Below are 20,019 nucleotides of genomic sequence, written 5' to 3' on the forward strand. Positions count from 1 at the left end.
GCACGGGGCTGCGGTTACACACAGAGCCATCCGCGCGGGCAGTAAAAAGCGGAAAAAATCGCTGGGCATTATAAGCACTTTTCCGTCGGAGGCGTCATTGGCGCTTCTGTCAAGACGGGGGTGAAGGAACGCAATGCGTATTACAGAGTCCGTAACTCACGGAAAGTCATAGGGAATTGGTAGTGCTGGGACTCTTCAATAAAAAGACCAATGCGTTACTGGGGATCGACATCAGCTCCACGTCGGTGAAGCTGCTGGAACTGAGCCGTCAGGGCGAGCGCTACCGGGTCGAGGCCTACGCGGTGGAGCCGTTGCCGGCGAACGCTGTGGTCGAAAAGAACATCGCCGAACTCGAGGGCGTTGGCCAGGCACTGAGCCGCCTGCTGGTCAAGGCGCGTACCGGGGTCAAGAGCGTGGCGGTGGCAGTGGCGGGTTCGGCGGTGATCACCAAGGTCATCGAGATGGACGCCGGGCTGTCCGACGACGAACTGGAAAACCAGCTCAAGATCGAGGCCGACCAATACATTCCCTATCCGCTGGACGAAGTCGCCATCGACTTTGAAGTCCAGGGCGTCTCGCCGCGCAACCCGGAACGGGTCAACGTGCTGCTTGCCGCCTGTCGCAAGGAAAACGTCGAGGTACGAGAAGCGGCGCTGGCGCTCGCCGGCCTGACCGCGCGGGTGGTGGATGTCGAGGCCTACGCGCTGGAGCGCTCGTTCGGCCTGCTGGCGGCGCATCTGGCGGCCTCCCAGGAGCGCCTGACCGTGGCGGTGGTGGACATTGGTGCGACCATGACCACCCTCAGCGTCCTGCACAACGGCAAGATCATTTACACCCGCGAGCAATTGTTCGGCGGACGCCAGCTCACCGAAGAGATCCAGCGCCGCTACGGCCTGACCATCGAACAGGCGGGGCTGGCGAAAAAGCAGGGCGGGCTGCCTGACGATTACGTCAGCGAGGTCTTGCAGCCATTTCGCGAGGCGCTGGTGCAGCAAGTCTCGCGTTCGCTGCAGTTCTTCTTCGCCTCCGGCCAGTACAACGCGGTTGACCATATCCTGCTGGCCGGCGGCACCGCCTCGGTACCCGGCCTGGACCGTCTGATCGAACAGCGTCTGGACACGCCGACGCAGGTCGCCAACCCGTTCGCCGACATGGCCTTGGGCAGCAAGGTCAACGCGGGAGCGCTGGCCAGCGACGCGCCAGCCTTGATGATTGCCTGCGGGCTCGCGCTCAGGAGTTTCGACTGATGGCGCGGATCAACCTTCTCCCCTGGCGCGAGGAGCGCCGCGAAGAACGGCGCAAACGCTTTCTGCTGGTGCTGATCGGCGTGCTGGCCGGCTCTATCGGCGCGGTGCTGATTGCCGACCAGATCATCACCGCAGCCATCGAGCGGCAGATGGCGCGCAACGATTACATCGGCAAACAGATCGCCGTGGTCGACGAACGCATCAAGCAGATCAGCGAGCTCAAGGCGCGCCGCCAACAACTGGTCGAGCGCATGCGTATCATCCAGGACCTGCAGGGCAACCGGCAGATCAGCGGGCGAATCTTCGATCAGTTGGCGCGCACGTTGCCGGACGGCGTGTATTTCACCGATGTGAAAATGGCCGGCAAGACCTTGTCCATCAGTGGCGCGGCGGAGTCGAACAACCGGGTCTCCGAGCTGATGCGCAATCTCGACGCGTCCGACTGGTTCGACGCGCCGAGCCTGAATGAGGTCAAGGCCACCAGCGCCGATCAGGTAGAGCAGGCCAACATCTTCCAGCTGACCGTTCGTCAGACCCAGCCCAAGGTTGTGGAGGACGAGCAATGAAAGCCTCCGAGTGGCTGCAGGGCCTGCGCAACATCGATTTCAACGACCTCGACACCAGCAACATCGGCTCTTGGCCACCGGCAGTGAAAACCCTGTGCGGTGCGCTGGTGATGGTGTTGATCCTCGCGCTTGGCTATTACTTCTTTATCAGCGATATGGAAAATCAGCTCGACCTCAAGCGCGAAGAAGAAATCACCCTCAAGGAACAATTCGCCAGCAAGGCGCGGCTGTCGGCGAACCTTGAGCTCTATACCCAGCAAATGAAGGAAATGGAAAACACCTTCGGCGTGCTGCTGCGGCAATTGCCCAGCGACACCGAAGTGCCGGGCCTGCTCGAAGATATCACCCGCACTGGTCTGGGCAGCGGCCTGGAATTCGAGGAAATCAAGCTGCTGCCGGAAGTGACCCAGCCGTTCTACATCGAACTGCCGATCCAGATCACCGTAACCGGTGCCTATCACGACCTCGCGACCTTCGTCAGCGGCGTCGCCGGCCTGCCACGGATTGTCACTCTGCACGATTTCGAACTGGCTCCGGCCAATCCCGAGGGCGGGACGAAGCTGCGCATGAGTATTCTTGCCAAGACGTACCGCTATAACGACAAGGGGCTGGAGAAATGACCCCGATTCGTTATCTCGTCCTGCCCATGATGCTGGCGTTGAGCGGCTGCGGTGGCGGCGATGACTTCAGCGACCTCGATGCTTACCTCAACGAAGTGCGCCTGCGCCCGGCGGGCAAGATTGAACCAACGCCGACATTCCGGTCTTACCCCACATTCACTTACAGCGCCGCCAACCTGCGCAGTCCGTTTTCGCGGCAGGCGCGGGTCGATCTGGCCGGGCAGAAGCATGGGTCGCGCAACGTCAAACCCGACCCCAACCGCGTCAAGCAATACCTTGAAGGGTTCAATATCGAGCAGTTCGAAATGGTTGGCACGATCGCCAATGCCTCGGGCTCGTTCGCGCTGCTGCGCGGCGCAGGCGGGGTGCATCGTCTCAAGGTCGGCGACTACCTGGGCCGCAACGACGGCCGCATCGTCGCCATCAGCGCGACCCAGGTCGATGTCGTCGAGATCGTGCCCGACGGCGCCGGCGCCTGGCTGGAGCGGCCGCGCACCATTCCTTTGAAAGAGCACTCATAGTGGAAGTCGAACAATGAACAGGATTTTCTCCACCCTCGGTTTTTCGCTATGGATAGCGCTGGTGTCACCGATGGTAATGGCGGCCAGTCTGAAAGCGCTGGATGTTGCCGCGCTGCCGGGTGACCGCGTCGAACTGAAGCTGTCGTTCGACAGCCCGCCACCACAGCCCAAGGGCTACACAACCGAGTCGCCGGCGCGCATTGCACTGGATCTGCCGGGCGTGACCAGCCAGTTGGCCAACAGGAATCTTGATCTGGGCAGCGGCAACGCGCGTACGGCCACGGTGGCCGAAGCCAAGGATCGCACGCGGCTGATTGTCAGCCTGACGCAATTGGCGCCTTACAGCACGCGGGTCGAGGGCAATAATCTGTTTGTGGTGGTCGGTCAGGGCGCTTCCGCGACTGCGCCGCGCCCGGCTGCCGTTGCACCGCGTGCCGCCACGGCCGCTGCCGCACCTGCCAGACCAGCCGCGCAACGCAGCAGGGCGATTCGCGGCGTCGATTTCCAGCGCGGCACCGAGGGCGAGGGCAACGTAGTCATCGACCTCTCTGATCCGACCATCGCCCCGGATATCCAGGAGCACGATGGCAAGATCATCCTCAGCTTCGCCCGCACGCAATTACCGGAAAAGCTGCGCGTGCGCCTGGACGTCAAGGACTTCGCCACGCCGGTGCAGTTCGTCAACGCCGCGCTCACCGGCGATCGCACCGTCATCAGCGTCGAGCCCAGCGGCACCTTCGACTACTCCACGTTTCAGACCGACAACAAGCTCACCGTCAGCGTGCGGCCGATGAGCATCGACGACCTGCAAAAGCGCAACGCCGACCGTCAGGCCTATGTCGGCGACAAGCTCTCGCTGAATTTTCAGGACATCGACGTGCGCTCGGTGCTGCAACTGATCGCGGACTTCACCAACCTCAACCTCGTAGCAAGCGATACGGTGCAGGGCGGTATCACCTTGCGCCTGCAGAACGTGCCGTGGGATCAGGCGCTGGATCTGGTGTTGAAAACCAAGGGCCTGGACAAGCGCAAGATCGGCAATGTGCTGCTGGTCGCGCCGGCCGATGAAATTGCCGCTCGCGAGCGTCAGGAACTGGAATCGCAGAAGCAGATCGCCGAGCTGGCGCCCCTGCGTCGCGAGTTGCTGCAAGTCAATTACGCCAAGGCAGCGGACATCGCCAAGTTGTTCCAGTCGGTGACCAGTGCCGAGGCCAAGGTCGACGAGCGCGGTTCGATTACCGTCGATGAGCGAACCAACAACATCATTGCCTACCAGACCCAGGATCGCCTCGACGAACTCCGGCGGATCGTCGCGCAGCTGGATATTCCGGTACGCCAGGTGATGATCGAGGCGCGCATCGTTGAGGCCAACGTCGACTACGACAAGAGCCTGGGCGTGCGCTGGGGCGGTTCGGTGCAGAACAAGGGCAACTGGAACGCCTCCGGGGTCAACGGTTCGTCGAGCACCATCGGTACGCCGGGCAGCACCGGCACCAACTCGCCGTTCGTCGACATGGGCACGGTCAATAACACTTCGGGGATCGGCATCGCATTCATCACCGACAACGTGCTGCTGGATCTCGAACTGACGGCGATGGAAAAGACCGGCAACGGTGAAATCGTCTCGCAGCCGAAGGTGGTCACCTCGGACAAGGAAACCGCAAAAATCCTCAAAGGCACCGAGATTCCCTATCAGGAGGCCAGCTCCAGCGGCGCGACCTCGGTGTCGTTCAAGGAGGCCTCGCTGTCGCTGGAAGTCACCCCGCAGATCACACCGGACAACCGCATCATCATGGAGGTCAAGGTCACCAAGGATGAGCCCGACTACCTGAACAAAGTGCAGGATGTGCCGCCGATCAAGAAAAACGAGGTCAACGCCAAAGTGCTTGTAAATGACGGCGAGACCATCGTAATCGGCGGTGTTTTTTCAAATACTCAAAGCAAGGTCGTAGATAAGGTGCCATTTCTTGGCGATGTGCCGTATCTTGGCCGCCTTTTCCGGCGTGATGTGGTTTCGGAGAAAAAATCCGAGCTGCTGGTATTTCTCACTCCGCGTATCATGAATAACCAGGCGATTGCTGTGAGTCGTTGATTCTGTGCGAAATTTGATACTTGTAGGACCGATGGGTGCTGGCAAAAGCACCATCGGCCGATTGCTGGCCAAAGAGCTGCGCCTGCCGTTCAAGGATTCCGACAAGGAAATTGAGCTGCGCACGGGTGCCAATATCCCATGGATCTTCGATAAGGAAGGCGAGCCCGGCTTTCGTGATCGCGAGCAGGCGATGATCGCCGAGCTGTGCGCGTTCGATGGCGTGGTGCTGGCGACCGGCGGCGGCGCGGTGATGCGTGATGCCAATCGCAAGGCCCTGCATGAAGGCGGGCGCGTGGTGTATCTGCACGCCTCCGTCGAGCAGCAGGTCGGCCGCACCTCCCGCGATCGCAATCGGCCGCTGCTGCGTACCGCCGATCCGGCGAAAACCCTGCGCGACCTGCTCGAGATCCGTGATCCGCTTTATCGGGAAATCGCCGATCTGGTGGTGGAAACCGACGAGCGGCCGCCACGCATGGTGGTGCTCGACATTCTCGACCGCCTCGCGCAGTTGCCGCCCCGTTAAAGCATCGTCCGAAATGCGCTATCCTCGGCGTCCTGTCAGCGTCCGCCGAGGGTGTGGCGGATGCCGGGCGAGCGGCGTCATACCGCTACAGGCCGCAGAACACCAATAATTTCAGGGCAGGATGCCTGCTTCCATCTTCACTGTGGGGACACATGCAGACACTCAAGGTCGATCTAGGCGAGCGCAGCTACCCGATTCATATTGGCGAAGGTCTGTTGGATCAGCCGGAACTGCTGGCGCCGTATATCCATGGGCGGCAGGTGGCAATCATCTCCAACGAAACCGTCGCGCCGCTCTATCTCGAACGTCTGACCCGCAGCCTTGCGCAGTTCTCGGTGATCTCGGTGGTGCTGCCTGATGGCGAAGCCTTCAAGAACTGGGAAACCCTGCAACTGATTTTCGATGGTCTGCTGACCGCCCGTCATGACCGCCGCACCACCGTGATCGCCTTGGGCGGCGGGGTGATCGGCGACATGGCCGGGTTCGCTGCCGCCTGCTATCAGCGCGGCGTCGACTTCATTCAGATTCCTACCACGCTGTTGTCGCAAGTCGATTCCTCGGTTGGCGGCAAGACCGGCATCAATCATCCGCTGGGCAAGAACATGGTCGGCGCGTTCTATCAGCCGAACGTGGTGCTGATCGATACCGCATCGCTGAAAACCCTGCCGGAGCGCGAGTTGTCGGCGGGCCTGGCGGAAGTCATCAAGTACGGCCTGATCTGCGACGAGCCGTTCCTGACCTGGCTCGAGGAAAACGTCGATGCCCTGCGTGCGCTGGACCAGACCGCGCTGACCTATGCGATCGAGCGTTCCTGCGCGGCCAAGGCTGCGGTGGTCGGTGCCGATGAAAAGGAAACCGGCGTGCGCGCCACGCTCAACCTCGGCCACACCTTCGGCCACGCCATCGAAACCCACATGGGCTATGGTGTCTGGCTGCATGGCGAGGCGGTGGCGGCGGGCACGGTGATGGCGCTGGAAATGTCCGCGCGCCTGGGCTGGATCAGCGAGCAGGAGCGTGATCGCGGCATTCGTCTGTTCCAGCGTGCCGGCTTGCCGGTCGTTCCGCCTGAAGAGATGAGCGAAGCCGATTTTCTCCAACACATGGCAATTGATAAAAAAGTGATCGACGGTCGTCTGCGCCTGGTGCTGCTGCGCCGGATGGGCGAAGCGGTAGTGACCGACGATTATCCGAAAGAGGTTCTACAGGCCACGCTGGGAGCGGATTACCGCGCCCTGGCTCAGCTTAAAGGTTAAAACGATTCCGATGACTAGTTTGCATGCCGACGAGGCGTTTCTCGGCCATTTCCAGTTAAGTCACGACCCGTTCGCGCCACGGGTGCCGGGCTTCAAATTCTTCCCGGCCCAGCGCAAACCGGTGCTGGGTCAACTGCATCACCTGGCGCGCTACAGCCAGTTGCTGCTGGTGGTCACCGGCCCGCAAGGCAGCGGCAAGACCCTGCTGCGGCAGGCGCTCGTTGCCAGTACCAACAAGCAATCGGTGCAAAGCGTGGTGGTTTCCGCCCGTGGCGCCGGTGATGCGGCCGGCGTGCTGCGCCAGGTGGCGCAGGCGCTGGATGTCGCTCAGGCCGAAGTCGGTGCGATTCTCGAGCAGGTGGTGCAACTGGGTCTGACCGGGCAGGAAGTCTATCTGCTGGTGGACGATGCCGAGCAGCTCGACGAGTCCGCGCTGGAAGCGTTGATGGCGCTCGGCGCCGGAACGCCGGAAGGTCGTCCGCATGTGTTCCTGTTCGGCGAGTCGTCGCTGATCGCTCAGCTCGAGGCTTTGCAGCTCGAAGAAGAGCGTTTCCACGTCATCGAATTGCAGCCGTACACCGAAGAAGAGACCCGCGAATATCTCGACCAGCGGCTGGAAGGCGCGGGTCGGGGTGTCGAACTTTTCACCGCAGATCAGATCTCTGATATTCACGAAAGCTCCGAGGGCTGGCCAGGCAACATCAACCAGGTCGCTCGCGATGCACTGATCGAAGTCATGATTGCCAGCCGCTCCGCGGTCAAGCGTCCAAGTATGGGGTTCAACATGCCGAAGAAACACGTATTGGCGATTTCCGCCGTCGTTGTGGTCGCGGTTGCCGCCGCCTGGCTGATGCCGGGTCGCAGCAAGGCACCGACCACCGGTGCTCCGGCCAATGAACAGGCGCAACTGCCATTGGGTCAGGGTGCAGCGAACGGCGCCAACCCGTCCGTCGAATTCGCCGGCAACACCCAGCCGATGCCGCTGCCATTGGTCGGCAACTCGCAGCCGGTCATGCGTGGCCCGCTCGCTGAAGCCGCCGGTGGCATTACCGAAGGCGACGACGGCGTGCCGCTGGAAGGCTCCAGCGATACCCCGCCGACCGTAACCACCTCCGCGCCGCCTGCTGGCGTTCCGGCCGGTCCTGCGCCGACACCGGTCCCGACCCCTGCCGCCAAACCGGCACCAACCCCGGCGCCGACGCAGATCGCCACAGCCAAGCCTGCTCCGGCCACTCCGGCGCCAGCCGCGAAACCGGCTCCTGCTCCGGCCAAGCCTGCCGACAAGCCAGTCACCGTGGCCAAAGCCGCCGGTGGCAGCTGGTACGCCGGTCAGCCGACCAGCAACTACGTGGTGCAGATCCTCGGTACCAGCTCGGAAACCGCCGCGCAGAACTTCGTCAAGGAGCAGGGCGGCGAGTACCGTTATTTCAAGAAAGTCCTCAACGGCAAGCCGCTTTACGTGATCACCTACGGCAACTTCGCCAATCGTGATGCGGCCGTTTCTGCCATCAAGGCCTTGCCAGCGAAGGTTCAGGCTGGTAAACCTTGGCCTCGCACTGTCGCCAGCGTCCAACAGGAACTGGCAACAACTCGCTGAAGATTCGGCGGCCTTACCCAGGCCGCCTCTCCCGGCACCTCAAAATCTCCATAAGTGCGCGCTTTCTGAAAAGGATGCGTGCCTTGTGGTGTCTGCGTCACAGTAGTTTTTGAGTCGTTGCGGTCAGAATTTAAAAAAGTTTTGACTAGCACAGCAGATCGTTTTAAACCTTTCACAAATGCGACATGAATTTGCGACAGTTCGTCGTCAAATTTGTGAGCCTCTGTGTCGCTGTGTACAATGACCACCCTTTTGCCCCCGCTAAGCCGGCGTACGTTCGGCGCGGATCGCAAGTGGTTGAATTGAAAAGAAATTTGCCTCGAATAGAGGCAGCCTGGTGAGAAAGTGTCTATGAAAGCAGGTCTGTACCAACCAGATGAATTCAAGGATAACTGCGGTTTCGGCCTGATAGCTCATATGCAGGGCGAGCCCAGTCATACCCTTTTGCAAACGGCCATCGAGGCCCTGACCTGCATGACCCACCGCGGTGGGATTAATGCCGACGGCAAGACCGGTGACGGTTGCGGTCTGCTGATTCAAAAACCCGACGCCTTCCTGCGAGCCATTGCCCGGGAAAGCTTCGGCGTCGAAATGCCCAAGCAATATGCCGTGGGCATGGTGTTCTTCAATCAGGATCCGGCCAAGGCCGAAGCCGCTCGCGAGAACATGAACCGCGAGATCCTCGCCGAAGGCCTGCAACTGATCGGCTGGCGCAAAGTGCCGATCGACACCAGCGTCCTCGGCCGCCTCGCCCTTGAACGCCTGCCGCAGATCGAGCAGGTCTACATCGGCGGCGAAGGCCTGAGCGATCAGGACATGGCCGTGAAGCTGTTCAGCGCCCGTCGCCGTTCGTCGGTGGCCAACGCCGCTGACACCGACCACTACATCTGCAGCTTTTCGCACAAGACCATCATCTATAAAGGCCTGATGATGCCGGCCGACCTGGCCGCGTTCTATCCAGACCTGAGTGACGAGCGCCTGCAAACCGCAATCTGCGTGTTCCACCAGCGCTTCTCTACCAACACCCTGCCGAAATGGCCGCTGGCGCAGCCGTTCCGCTTCCTCGCCCACAACGGCGAGATCAACACCATCACCGGTAACCGCAACTGGGCGCAGGCCCGGCGGACCAAGTTCACCAACGATCTGATGGATCTGGAAGAACTCGGCCCGCTGGTCAACCGTGTCGGTTCCGACTCCTCGAGCATGGACAACATGCTCGAACTGATGGTCACCGGTGGCATCGACCTGTTCCGTGGCGTGCGCATGATCATTCCGCCTGCGTGGCAGAACGTCGAAACCATGGACCCGGATCTTCGTGCGTTCTACGAGTACAACTCGATGCACATGGAGCCGTGGGACGGCCCGGCCGGCGTGGTAATGACCGACGGTCGCTACGCGGTGTGCCTGCTCGACCGTAACGGTCTGCGCCCGGCGCGCTGGGTCACCACCAAGAACGGTTTCATCACTCTCGCCTCGGAAATCGGCGTGTGGAACTACCAGCCTGAAGACGTGCTCGCCAAGGGTCGCGTCGGCCCTGGCCAGATCTTCGCTGTGGACACCGAGACCGGGCAGATCCTCGATACCGATGCGATCGACAACCGTCTGAAATCCCGTCATCCGTACAAGCAATGGCTGCGCAAGAATGCCCTGCGCATTCAGGCGACCATGGAAGACAACGACCACGGTTCGGCTTTCTACGACGTCGATCAGCTCAAGCAGTACATGAAGATGTATCAGGTCACGTTCGAGGAGCGTGATCAGGTGCTGCGTCCGCTCGGCGAGCAAGGCTACGAAGCCGTGGGCTCGATGGGCGACGACACGCCAATGGCCGTGCTGTCCCAGCGTGTACGCACGCCGTACGACTATTTCCGTCAGCAGTTCGCGCAGGTCACCAACCCGCCGATCGACCCGCTGCGTGAAGCGATCGTGATGTCGCTGGAAATCTGCCTCGGTGCCGAGCGCAACATTTTCCAGGAGTCGCCGGAACACGCCTCGCGCGTGATCCTCAGCTCGCCAGTGATCTCGCCGGCCAAGTGGCGCTCGCTGATGAACCTCGACCGTCCGGGTTTCGAACGGGCGATCATCGACCTCAACTACGACGAAAGCCTCGGCCTCGAAGCGGCGATCCGCAACGTTGCCGATCAGGCTGAAGAAGCCGTGCGCGCGGGGCGTACCCAGATCGTCCTGAGCGACCGCCATATCGCCCCGGGCAAGCTGCCGATCCACGCTTCGCTGGCGACCGGTGCCGTGCACCACCGCCTGACCGAGAAAGGCCTGCGTTGCGATTCCAACATCCTCGTTGAATCCGCGACCGCCCGTGACCCGCACCACTTCGCCGTGCTGATCGGTTTCGGCGCCTCGGCGGTCTATCCGTTCCTGGCCTACGAAGTGCTGGGTGACCTGATCCGTACCGGTGAAGTACTGGGCGACCTCTATGAGGTGTTCAAGAACTACCGTAAGGGCATCACCAAAGGCCTGTTGAAGATCCTGTCGAAGATGGGTATCTCGACCATCGCTTCGTACCGTGGTGCGCAGCTGTTCGAAGCCATCGGCCTGTCCGAAGAAGTCTGCGAGCTGAGCTTCCGTGGGGTGCCAAGCCGCATCAAGGGCGCGCGTTTCGTCGACATCGAAGCCGAGCAGAAAGCCCTCGCCGTCGAAGCCTGGAGTCCGCGCAAGCCGATCCAGCAGGGCGGTCTGCTGAAGTTCGTCCACGGTGGCGAATATCACGCCTACAACCCGGATGTGGTCAACACTTTGCAAGCCGCTGTGCAGCAGGGCGACTACGCCAAGTTCAAGGAATACACCACGCTGGTGGACAACCGTCCGGTGTCGATGATTCGCGACCTGTTCAAGGTCAAGACCCTCGACACGCCACTGGACATCAGTGAAGTCGAGCCGCTGGAATCGGTGCTCAAGCGCTTCGACTCCGCCGGTATCTCGCTGGGCGCACTGTCGCCGGAAGCTCACGAAGCCCTGGCCGAAGCCATGAACCGCCTCGGCGCGCGTTCCAACTCCGGCGAAGGTGGTGAAGATCCGGCGCGTTACGGCACCATCAAGAGCTCGAAAATCAAGCAGGTTGCGACTGGCCGTTTTGGTGTAACTCCGGAATACCTGGTCAACGCCGAAGTGCTGCAGATCAAGGTCGCCCAAGGCGCCAAGCCGGGCGAGGGCGGGCAACTGCCCGGCGGCAAGGTCAACGGGCTGATCGCCAAGCTGCGTTACGCAGTGCCGGGTGTGACCCTGATTTCGCCACCGCCGCACCACGACATCTATTCGATTGAAGATTTGTCGCAGTTGATTTTTGACTTGAAGCAGGTCAACCCGCAGGCGCTGGTTTCGGTGAAGCTGGTAGCAGAAGCGGGCGTCGGCACCATCGCCGCCGGTGTGGCCAAGGCCTATGCCGACTTGATCACCATTTCCGGCTACGACGGTGGCACCGGTGCTTCGCCGCTGACCTCGATCAAATACGCAGGCGCACCGTGGGAACTCGGCCTGGCTGAAACCCACCAGACTTTGCGCGGCAACGACCTGCGCGGCAAAGTCCGGGTGCAGACCGACGGCGGCCTGAAAACCGGCCTCGACGTGATCAAGGCCGCAATCCTCGGCGCCGAGAGCTTCGGCTTCGGTACCGCGCCGATGATCGCACTGGGCTGCAAATACCTGCGCATCTGCCACCTGAACAACTGCGCCACCGGTGTCGCGACTCAGAACGAGAAACTGCGCAAGGATCACTACATCGGCACCGTCGACATGGTGGTGAATTTCTTCACCTACGTCGCCGAAGAAACCCGTGAGTGGTTGGCCAAGCTTGGCGTGCGCTCCCTCGAAGAGCTGATCGGTCGCACCGATCTGCTGGAAATCCTCGAAGGCCAGACCGCCAAGCAACATCACCTGGACCTGACCCCGCTGTTGGGCAGCGATCACATCCCGGCGGACAAACCGCAGTTCTGCGGCGTCGAGCGCAACCCGCCGTTCGACAAAGGTCTGCTGGCGGAGAAGATGGTCGAGCTGGCCGCGTCGGCGATCAACGACCTCAGCGGTGCTGAGTTTGAGCTGGATATCTGCAACTGCGACCGTTCGATCGGCGCCCGGATCTCCGGCGAAATCGCGCGCAAGCACGGCAACCAGGGTATGGCCAAGGCGCCGATCACCTTCCGTTTCAAAGGCACGGCGGGGCAGAGCTTCGGCGTGTGGAACGCCGGCGGTCTGAACATGTACCTCGAAGGCGATGCCAACGACTACGTCGGCAAAGGCATGACCGGCGGCAAGCTGGTCATCGTGCCGCCGAAGGGCAGCGTCTATAAAACTCAGGAAAGCGCCATCATCGGCAACACCTGTCTGTACGGCGCCACTGGCGGCAAGCTGTTCGCCGCCGGCACCGCAGGCGAGCGTTTCGCCGTGCGTAACTCCGGTGCCCACACCGTCGTGGAAGGCACTGGCGATCACTGCTGCGAGTACATGACCGGTGGTTTCGTCTGCGTGCTGGGCAAGACCGGTTACAACTTCGGTTCTGGCATGACCGGTGGTTTCGCCTACGTGCTCGATCAGGACAACGCCTTCGTTGACCGGGTCAATCACGAACTGGTGGAGATCCAGCGGATCAGCGGCGAGGCGATGGAAGCCTACCGCAGCCACCTGCAGAACGTGCTGAACGAGTACGTCGCCGAAACCGACAGCGAGTGGGGTCGTGAACTCGCCGAGAACCTCGACGATTACTTGCGGCGTTTCTGGTTGGTCAAACCGAAGGCAGCGAGTCTGAAATCTCTGCTCTCCAGTACTCGTGCGAGTCCGCAGTAACGACGCAGCTGCAAGCCACTAGCTTCAAGCGACAAGCTGAAGCTAGTACGCGTTGTACCGGACTAATGTGATTTTCTTGCAGCTTGAAGCTTGTAGCTTGGAGCTGTCGTGTAAGAGGTTTTAGTAATGGCTGAACGTCTGAATAACGACTTCCAGTTCATCGATGTCGGGCGCAAGGATCCGAAGAAGAAACTGTTGCGTCAACGCAAGAAAGAGTTCGTTGAAATCTACGAACCGTTCAAACCCCAGCAGTCGGCCGATCAGGCCCACCGCTGCCTGGGTTGCGGCAACCCGTATTGCGAATGGAAGTGCCCGGTGCACAACTTCATTCCAAACTGGCTCAAATTGGTGGCCGAGGGCAACATCCTCCAGGCCGCCGAGTTGTCGCACCAGACCAACACCCTGCCGGAAGTCTGCGGCCGGGTGTGCCCGCAGGATCGTCTGTGCGAGGGCGCCTGCACCCTCAACGACGGCTTCGGCGCGGTGACCATCGGTTCGGTCGAGAAGTACATCACCGACACCGCATTCGCCATGGGCTGGCGCCCGGACATGTCCAAGGTCAAGCCGACCGGCAAACGTGTGGCGATCATCGGCGCAGGCCCGGCGGGTCTGGGTTGTGCCGACGTGCTGGTGCGTGGCGGCGTAACTCCGGTGGTATTCGACAAGAACCCGGAAATCGGTGGCCTGCTGACCTTCGGCATCCCCGAGTTCAAGCTGGAAAAGACCGTGCTGAGCAATCGTCGCGAAGTCTTCACCGGCATGGGCATCGAGTTCCGGCTCAACACCGAAGTCGGCAAAGACGTGACCATGGAACAACTGCTCGCCGAATACGACGCGGTGTTTATGGGCATGGGCACCTACACCTACATGAAGGGCGGCTTTGCCGGTGAGGACCTGCCAGGCGTTTACGACGCGCTGGATTTCCTGATCGCCAACGTCAACCGCAACCTGGGCTTTGAAAAGTCGCCGGAAGATTTCGTCGACATGAAAGGCAAGAAGGTTGTGGTCCTGGGCGGCGGCGACACGGCTATGGACTGCAACCGCACCTCGATCCGTCAGGGCGCCAAGTCGGTGACCTGTGCCTATCGTCGTGACGAAGCGAACATGCCCGGCTCGCGCAAAGAGGTGAAGAACGCCAAGGAAGAAGGCGTGAAATTCCTCTACAACCGCCAGCCGATCGCGATCGTCGGTGAAGACAAGGTCGAAGGCGTGAAAGTGGTCGAGACCCGTCTCGGCGAGCCGGACGCCCGTGGCCGTCGCAGCCCCGAGCCGATCCCGGGTTCCGAAGAGATCATCCCGGCCGACGCCGTGGTCATCGCTTTCGGCTTCCGCCCGAGCCCGGCACCGTGGTTCGAACAGTTCGAAATCCAGACCGACAGCCAGGGCCGTGTTGTTGCGCCTGAGCAAGGTCAGTACAAGCACCAGACCAGCAATCCGAAAATCTTCGCCGGTGGCGACATGGTGCGCGGTTCTGACCTGGTGGTGACGGCGATCTTCGAAGGGCGCAATGCGGCTGAAGGCATCCTCGATTACCTGGGTGTCTAACCCCGGCGCCTGAGCCAAACGCAATACTCCTGTGGGAGCGAGCCTGCTCGCGAAAGCGGTCTGTCAGCCAACTTCAATGTTGGATGTGCCGGCCTCTTCGCGAGCAGGCTCGCTCCCACAGTTGTTTTAGGGTGTTGCGGAAAATCGTGTTCCAGCGCGACAAATTGACCCGATAGACAAAAGGCTGACCCACATCCGTGCCTTTTGCCTCGCGCTCTGAGAAAATGCCCGCACTTTTTTCCCGGATGCCGACATGACTGCCCTGAAGAACGACCGTTTCCTCCGCGCCCTGCTCAAGCAACCCGTTGACGTCACCCCTGTGTGGATGATGCGCCAGGCCGGTCGCTACCTGCCGGAATACCGCGCCAGTCGCGCCCATGCCGGCGACTTCATGAGCCTGTGCATGAATCCGGAATTCGCCTGCGAAGTCACCCTGCAACCGCTCGACCGCTACCCGCAACTGGACGCGGCGATCCTGTTTTCCGACATCCTCACCATCCCCGATGCCATGGGCCAGGGCCTGTACTTCGAGACCGGTGAAGGCCCACGCTTCAAGAAGGTCGTCAGCACCCTCGCTGACATCGAAGCCCTGCCGATCCCCGACCCGCACAAAGACCTCGGTTACGTCATGGATGCGGTCAGCACCATCCGCCGTGAACTCAACGGCCGCGTACCGCTGATCGGCTTCTCCGGCAGCCCGTGGACACTGGCGACCTACATGGTTGAAGGCGGCTCGTCGAAAGACTTCCGCAAGACCAAAGCGATGCTCTACGACAATCCGCAAGCCATGCACCTGCTGCTCGACAAGCTGGCGCAGTCGGTGACTTCCTACCTCAACGGCCAGATCATGGCCGGTGCACAAGCGGTGCAGATCTTCGATACCTGGGGCGGCAACCTGTCGGCTGCGGCGTATCAGGAATTCTCCCTGGCCTACATGAAGAAAATCGTCAGCGGCCTGATCCGCGAGAACGACGGACGCAAAGTGCCAGTGATCCTCTTCACCAAGAACGGCGGCCTGTGGCTGGAAAGCATCGCCGAAGCCGGCGCCGACGCCCTTGGCCTGGACTGGACCTGCGACATCGGCAACGCCCGCGCCCGTGTCGGCGACAAGGTCGCGCTGCAAGGCAACATGGACCCGACCGTGCTCTACGCCAAACCGGAAGCGATCCGCACTGAAGTCGGGCGCATTCTGGCCAGCTACGGCAAGGGCAGCGGCCACGTGTTCAACCTTGGCCACGGCATTACGCCGGAAGTCGATCCGGAACATGCCGGCGCGTTCCTGCGCGCGGTGCATGAGCTGTCGGCGCAGTATCACGAGTGATCAGCGCCCAATAAAAAACGCCCGGCCAATGCCGGGCGTTTTCTTTTGCACGATCTAATGTCGTACCCAAATCAACTGTGGGAGCGAGCCTGCTCGCGAAAGCGGTGTGTCATTCAACTGATGTTGCCTGACACAGTGCATTCGCGAGCAGGCTCGCTCCCACAGGGTTTTATGTCAGGCTTTGACGCCCTGCAACGGCGGCAACTTCGCCAGCTTCAACGCCACCAGCAGGGCAATCAGCAACAACGCACCAATAAACAGCCCGATCCCGTTCCACCCGCCCATATGCCAGAACACCCCGCCCGCCGTCCCGGCAATGCTCGATCCGGCGTAATAACTGAACAGATACAGCGACGACGCCTGACCCTTGGCGGTCAACGCGCGCCGGCCGATCCAGCTGCTCGCCACCGAGTGCGCGGCGAAGAAGCCGAAGGTGAATACCAGCATGCCGACGATCACCAGCAACAACGAAGTGAACATGGTCAGTGCCAGTCCGGCGAACATCAGCGCAATCGTCGCCCAGAGCACTTTGCGTCGCCCCAGTTTGTCCGCCAGCGAACCGATTTTCGCCGAGCTGTAGATTCCCGACAGGTAGACCACCGAGAGCAATCCGACAAATACCTGATCGAGGTTGTACGGCGCGGCCAGCAAGCGATAGCCAATGTAGTTGAACAGCGTGACAAACGCGCCCATCAGCACAAACGCTTCAAGAAACAGCAGCGGCAGGCCGGCGTCGCGAAAGTGCATGGTGAAGCCGTCGAGCAGGCTGCGCGGGTGTAGCGAGCGGGCGCGGAAGTTGCGCGACTCCGGGAGGATCTTCCAGAACACCGCCGCAGCGACCAGCGCCAGACCGCCAATCACCAGCATCGCCGTGTGCCAGCTGACGAAGTCAATCAGCACGCCGGTGATCAAGCGTCCGCTCATCCCGCCGATCGCGTTGCCGCCGATGTACAAACCCATCGCCAGGCCGATGTGTTGTGGATGGATTTCTTCGCTCAGATAGGTCATCGCTACCGCTGCCAGGCCGCTCAATGACAGCCCGATCAGCGCGCGCATGATCAATACGCCGTGCCAGCTCGGCATCATCGAACTGGCGATGGTGCACAACGCGGCAGCGAACAGTGCGGCGACCATCACCGGTTTACGGCCGACGCGGTCGGAGATCGGCCCGGTGATCAGCAGACCGAAGGCCAACATGCCGGTCGCCACCGAAAGGATCAGGCTGCTCTGCGCCGCGTTGATCCCGTATTCGTGGGACAGCAGCGGCATCATCGGTTGCACGCAATAGAGCAGCGCGAACGTCGCAAAGCCGCCACAGAACAGCGCCAGCACTGTGCGCATGAACGCCGGCGTGCCTTTTTCGATGTAGATCTCCTGCAGCTCGGCGAGAGCATCGTCGTCGGCAGCGGGCGGGATTTCGTGGGCAAGGGGCGCGACAGCAGTTTTCACTTCAGACCTCGGAAAGCACAGCCGGGCAGGCAATGAAAAAATCATATAGCTGGCTAATGTTTCTATCCAATATATTGTTCGACCTGTTTGATAGCTTCAGCGACCTAATGGTAATCCTATGGAACTGCGTCATCTGCGTTACTTCATCGCCGTCGCCGAAGAGCTGCATTTTGGCCGGGCCGCACAGGTGCTGGGCATCTCCCAGCCACCGCTGAGCCAGCAGATTCAGGCGCTGGAGCAACAGCTCGGCGCGCGCTTGTTCGAACGCACCAATCGTCGGGTCGAATTGAGCGAGGCGGGCAGGTTGTTTCTGCAGGAGGCGCGGCTGGTGCTGGCACAAGTCGACAAGGCCGCGGATGTCGCCCGCCGTGCGCAACTTGGCGAGCTGGGTGAGTTGAAGATTGGCTTCACCTCGTCGGCACCGTTCAATTCGACCATTCCGCAGGCGATTTTTTCCTTTCGTCAGCGCTTTCCGGCGGTGCATCTGAATCTGCGCGAAATGAGCAGCACCATGGTCGCCGATGCCTTGGTGGACGAGTCGATCGAGGTGGGCATCATGCGCCCGCTCGGATTGCCGGATTCACTGAGTGTTGTGGAGTTGATGCGCGAGCCATTGGTGGCGGTGCTCAGTTCCAAGCATCCGTTGGCCCAAGGCAGCGACGAAGGCCTGTTTCTCTCGGCGCTGGCGCTGGAACCGTTCGTGTTTTTTCCGCGCAGTTATGGCAGCGGGCTCTACGCACAACTGCTGAGTCTGGCCCGTGATGCTGGCTTCAGCCCGCACTTCGCTCAAGAGGCTGGTGAGGCGATGACCATCATCGGTCTGGTGGCGGCGGGCTTGGGTGTATCGGTGCTGCCAGCGTCCTACCAACGCATGCGCATCGACGGCGTGGTCTACCGCCCGCTGCTCGATCCTGAAGCGATTTCGGCGGTTTGGCTGGTGCAGCGCAAAGATCAGAAATCACCGATGGCCAAGGCGTTTGTCGAACTGCTTACGCGAAAGGTTGAGCCTCTGACGGTGTGAAGGCGTCGGCCCAAACATCACAGATTTCAGGGCAACCGCACCAAATCCCCCTTCAAAGCCACCCGGGTAACAAAAACTCCTGCCCTGCACTCGTAGGTATTCAAATCCTTGCGTACACGCTGGTCGTAGTAACTGACGATATTGACCACCGCATTCGCTCCGACCCGCTTGGCATCAGCCTGCAATTTGATCAGATTCGACTGCAGCACCCATTCGCACGAAGCCTGATCGCTCTTGTTGAAGCCGTTGGTTTTCAAATCACTGACCACCCCTTGGCGCAGCAACTGCTGAGTGCCCTGCGGCCCGTTGCCGATCAGGTAGAACTTCACACTGCCATCCAGCCGACCGGCGCGAATCGCGTCCGATAGCACGGTTTCGAAAGGCATGTACATGAGGTTGGTGGCATGGCTGGCACTTGGCAGCAGGGCGATAAGCGCAGCGGCCATCAGGGCTTTCACTTGCATGGTCATCTCCTTTGACGGTGAAAGAGAACTGCGAGGGCAGGTACTGAGCCGGGACCTGCTTAAGCGAGTGTAGATGGTGGAAGGGAGCAAGGGGATTGCAGAGAGCTACATTTCCCGTTACGGATCTGCCTTAGGGGAACGCTCGATTTTTGCGCAAAATCGCCTCTTTTTCAGTGAGTGCCACGGATGCCTCTTCGATACCAGCCCAAGGAGGGCAGCGTGCTGATTTGCGATTTCAGAGGCTATGAAGTGCCTGAGATGGTGAAAGTCAGGCCCGTTGTCGTTCTGCGTAAACACCGCAGCAATAGTCTGTTGGTGGGACTGTGATGGCACTGAATATGGCGCCGAGAGGCGAAACGCCAGCCGTTGTCTGCCAATGCATTTCAAGCAATACTGCCTGCGTTCCCGAAAGGGGTTTGTGAGACTCTGAGGATCCTGGGCAACCAGCCATCGCAGAGCCAGGCAGGTAATCGGCGATGACAAGCCAACCTGTCTGTGAAAGGGCGCCGAATGGCGCCCTTTGTCGTTTCTGGCGGTTACTGAACCTTCGCCAGATCACCCTTCAGCGCAACGCCTGCCATGATCGCGCCGGCGTGGCATTCGTAGGTTTGCGCGTCCTTGCGCTCGTTGCGCTTGTAGAAACTGACGATGTTGGTCACGGCGTTGGCGCCGGCGTTTTTCGCGGCCTGGTGCAGGCTGATGATTGCCGATTGTGCGACCCATTCGCAGGCGACTTCGTCGGATTTGTTGAAGGCGTTGGTTTTCTTGTTGGTCACGGCGTCGGGGCTGACCACGGTGACTTTGCCGGCCGGGGTGTTGCCGGCCAGATAGAATTTCACGCTGCCATCGATCTTGCCGGAGCGGGTGGCCTCGGCGACGGCTTTGTCGAATGGCAGGTAGACCGCCGTGTCGCGGGCCTGGCTGACTGCTGGCAGGGCGCAAAGCAGCAGGGTGACGGCGGCGAGTTTGTGGAAGTGCATGAAGGTCTCCTTGACCTGGATTG

Annotated in this window: 15 protein-coding genes; 12 read left to right on the plus strand and 3 right to left on the minus strand. The window is 60.9% G+C overall.

Going from position 1 to position 20,019, the window contains the following annotated elements:
• Positions 1 to 182 precede the first annotated feature (182 nt).
• The 11 genes from PspCFBP13508_RS16560 to hemE all read left to right on the plus strand — a co-directional run bounded on the left by PspCFBP13508_RS16560 (position 183) and on the right by hemE (position 16,082).
• The gene (locus tag PspCFBP13508_RS16560) at positions 183 to 1,247 is read left to right on the plus strand and encodes a pilus assembly protein PilM (RefSeq protein ID WP_137215139.1); all 1,065 of its coding nucleotides are present in this window, start codon (positions 183 to 185) and stop codon (positions 1,245 to 1,247) included.
• The gene (locus PspCFBP13508_RS16565) at positions 1,247 to 1,813 is read left to right on the plus strand and encodes a PilN domain-containing protein (RefSeq protein ID WP_110602598.1); all 567 of its coding nucleotides are present in this window, start codon (positions 1,247 to 1,249) and stop codon (positions 1,811 to 1,813) included. The genes PspCFBP13508_RS16560 and PspCFBP13508_RS16565 overlap by 1 nt, the downstream gene beginning before the upstream one ends.
• The gene (pilO, locus tag PspCFBP13508_RS16570; RefSeq protein ID WP_137215140.1) at positions 1,810 to 2,433 is read left to right on the plus strand and encodes a type 4a pilus biogenesis protein PilO; all 624 of its coding nucleotides are present in this window, start codon (positions 1,810 to 1,812) and stop codon (positions 2,431 to 2,433) included. Before PspCFBP13508_RS16565 ends, pilO begins: the two co-directional genes overlap by 4 nt.
• Positions 2,430 to 2,954, plus strand: a complete 525-nt coding sequence (locus PspCFBP13508_RS16575; RefSeq protein ID WP_122611069.1) for a pilus assembly protein PilP — start codon at positions 2,430 to 2,432, stop codon at positions 2,952 to 2,954. Before pilO ends, PspCFBP13508_RS16575 begins: the two co-directional genes overlap by 4 nt.
• Before the next feature lie 13 nt (positions 2,955 to 2,967).
• On the plus strand, positions 2,968 to 5,046 hold the full coding sequence (pilQ, locus tag PspCFBP13508_RS16580; protein ID WP_137215141.1) for a type IV pilus secretin PilQ: 2,079 nt from the start codon (positions 2,968 to 2,970) through the stop codon (positions 5,044 to 5,046).
• 4 nt (positions 5,047 to 5,050) lie between these two features.
• Positions 5,051 to 5,569: a shikimate kinase AroK gene (gene aroK / locus PspCFBP13508_RS16585; RefSeq protein WP_024011270.1), complete on the plus strand. Its 519-nt coding sequence runs from the start codon at positions 5,051 to 5,053 to the stop codon at positions 5,567 to 5,569.
• Positions 5,570 to 5,721: 152 nt separating this feature from the next.
• Positions 5,722 to 6,822, plus strand: a complete 1,101-nt coding sequence (gene aroB / locus PspCFBP13508_RS16590) for a 3-dehydroquinate synthase (protein WP_137215142.1) — start codon at positions 5,722 to 5,724, stop codon at positions 6,820 to 6,822.
• 10 nt (positions 6,823 to 6,832) lie between these two features.
• Entirely contained in the window at positions 6,833 to 8,419 is a 1,587-nt protein-coding gene (locus PspCFBP13508_RS16595) for an AAA family ATPase (RefSeq protein WP_039756683.1), read from the plus strand.
• 351 nt (positions 8,420 to 8,770) lie between these two features.
• Positions 8,771 to 13,216, plus strand: a complete 4,446-nt coding sequence (gene gltB, locus PspCFBP13508_RS16605; protein ID WP_137215143.1) for a glutamate synthase large subunit — start codon at positions 8,771 to 8,773, stop codon at positions 13,214 to 13,216.
• Positions 13,217 to 13,342: 126 nt separating this feature from the next.
• The gene (locus PspCFBP13508_RS16610) at positions 13,343 to 14,761 is read left to right on the plus strand and encodes an FAD-dependent oxidoreductase (RefSeq protein WP_007909438.1); all 1,419 of its coding nucleotides are present in this window, start codon (positions 13,343 to 13,345) and stop codon (positions 14,759 to 14,761) included.
• Between the two features lie 253 nt (positions 14,762 to 15,014).
• Positions 15,015 to 16,082: a uroporphyrinogen decarboxylase gene (hemE, locus tag PspCFBP13508_RS16615; protein ID WP_016772044.1), complete on the plus strand. Its 1,068-nt coding sequence runs from the start codon at positions 15,015 to 15,017 to the stop codon at positions 16,080 to 16,082.
• Positions 16,083 to 16,256: 174 nt separating this feature from the next.
• On the opposite strand, the gene PspCFBP13508_RS16620 is transcribed toward hemE, so the two are convergent.
• Positions 16,257 to 17,531 (minus strand): MFS transporter, encoded by a 1,275-nt coding sequence (locus PspCFBP13508_RS16620; protein WP_137215144.1) that lies wholly within the window; start codon positions 17,529 to 17,531, stop codon positions 16,257 to 16,259.
• A gap of 118 nt (positions 17,532 to 17,649) precedes the next feature.
• On the opposite strand from PspCFBP13508_RS16620, the gene PspCFBP13508_RS16625 reads away from it, so the two are divergent.
• A complete protein-coding gene (locus PspCFBP13508_RS16625; protein ID WP_024011277.1) occupies positions 17,650 to 18,552 on the plus strand; it encodes a LysR family transcriptional regulator in 903 nt (300 codons plus the stop codon).
• 26 nt (positions 18,553 to 18,578) lie between these two features.
• Here the strand turns inward: PspCFBP13508_RS16625 and PspCFBP13508_RS16630 are convergent, their stop codons facing one another.
• Both PspCFBP13508_RS16630 and PspCFBP13508_RS16640 read right to left on the minus strand, forming a co-directional pair.
• Positions 18,579 to 19,016: a hypothetical protein gene (locus PspCFBP13508_RS16630; RefSeq protein WP_041477579.1), complete on the minus strand. Its 438-nt coding sequence runs from the start codon at positions 19,014 to 19,016 to the stop codon at positions 18,579 to 18,581.
• A gap of 536 nt (positions 19,017 to 19,552) precedes the next feature.
• Positions 19,553 to 19,996: a hypothetical protein gene (locus PspCFBP13508_RS16640; RefSeq protein WP_064363258.1), complete on the minus strand. Its 444-nt coding sequence runs from the start codon at positions 19,994 to 19,996 to the stop codon at positions 19,553 to 19,555.
• Positions 19,997 to 20,019 lie beyond the last annotated feature (23 nt).

This window comes from Pseudomonas sp. CFBP13508 (assembly GCF_005233515.1).
Classification (GTDB): domain Bacteria; phylum Pseudomonadota; class Gammaproteobacteria; order Pseudomonadales; family Pseudomonadaceae; genus Aquipseudomonas; species Aquipseudomonas mercuritolerans.

Bases quoted from the DNA above. Each gene is read 5' to 3' on its own strand.
- aroB (WP_137215142.1), top strand. From the start codon at position 5,722: ATGCAGACACTCAAGGTCGATCTAGGCGAGCGCAGCTACCCGATTCAT.
- PspCFBP13508_RS16630 (WP_041477579.1), bottom strand. From the start codon at position 19,016: ATGCAAGTGAAAGCCCTGATGGCCGCTGCGCTTATCGCCCTGCTGCCA.
- PspCFBP13508_RS16575 (WP_122611069.1), top strand. From the start codon at position 2,430: ATGACCCCGATTCGTTATCTCGTCCTGCCCATGATGCTGGCGTTGAGC.
- PspCFBP13508_RS16625 (WP_024011277.1), top strand. From the start codon at position 17,650: ATGGAACTGCGTCATCTGCGTTACTTCATCGCCGTCGCCGAAGAGCTG.
- PspCFBP13508_RS16610 (WP_007909438.1), top strand. From the start codon at position 13,343: ATGGCTGAACGTCTGAATAACGACTTCCAGTTCATCGATGTCGGGCGC.
- PspCFBP13508_RS16565 (WP_110602598.1), top strand. From the start codon at position 1,247: ATGGCGCGGATCAACCTTCTCCCCTGGCGCGAGGAGCGCCGCGAAGAA.
- pilO (WP_137215140.1), top strand. From the start codon at position 1,810: ATGAAAGCCTCCGAGTGGCTGCAGGGCCTGCGCAACATCGATTTCAAC.
- hemE (WP_016772044.1), top strand. From the start codon at position 15,015: ATGACTGCCCTGAAGAACGACCGTTTCCTCCGCGCCCTGCTCAAGCAA.
- PspCFBP13508_RS16595 (WP_039756683.1), top strand. From the start codon at position 6,833: ATGACTAGTTTGCATGCCGACGAGGCGTTTCTCGGCCATTTCCAGTTA.
- pilQ (WP_137215141.1), top strand. From the start codon at position 2,968: ATGAACAGGATTTTCTCCACCCTCGGTTTTTCGCTATGGATAGCGCTG.
- PspCFBP13508_RS16640 (WP_064363258.1), bottom strand. From the start codon at position 19,996: ATGCACTTCCACAAACTCGCCGCCGTCACCCTGCTGCTTTGCGCCCTG.
- gltB (WP_137215143.1), top strand. From the start codon at position 8,771: ATGAAAGCAGGTCTGTACCAACCAGATGAATTCAAGGATAACTGCGGT.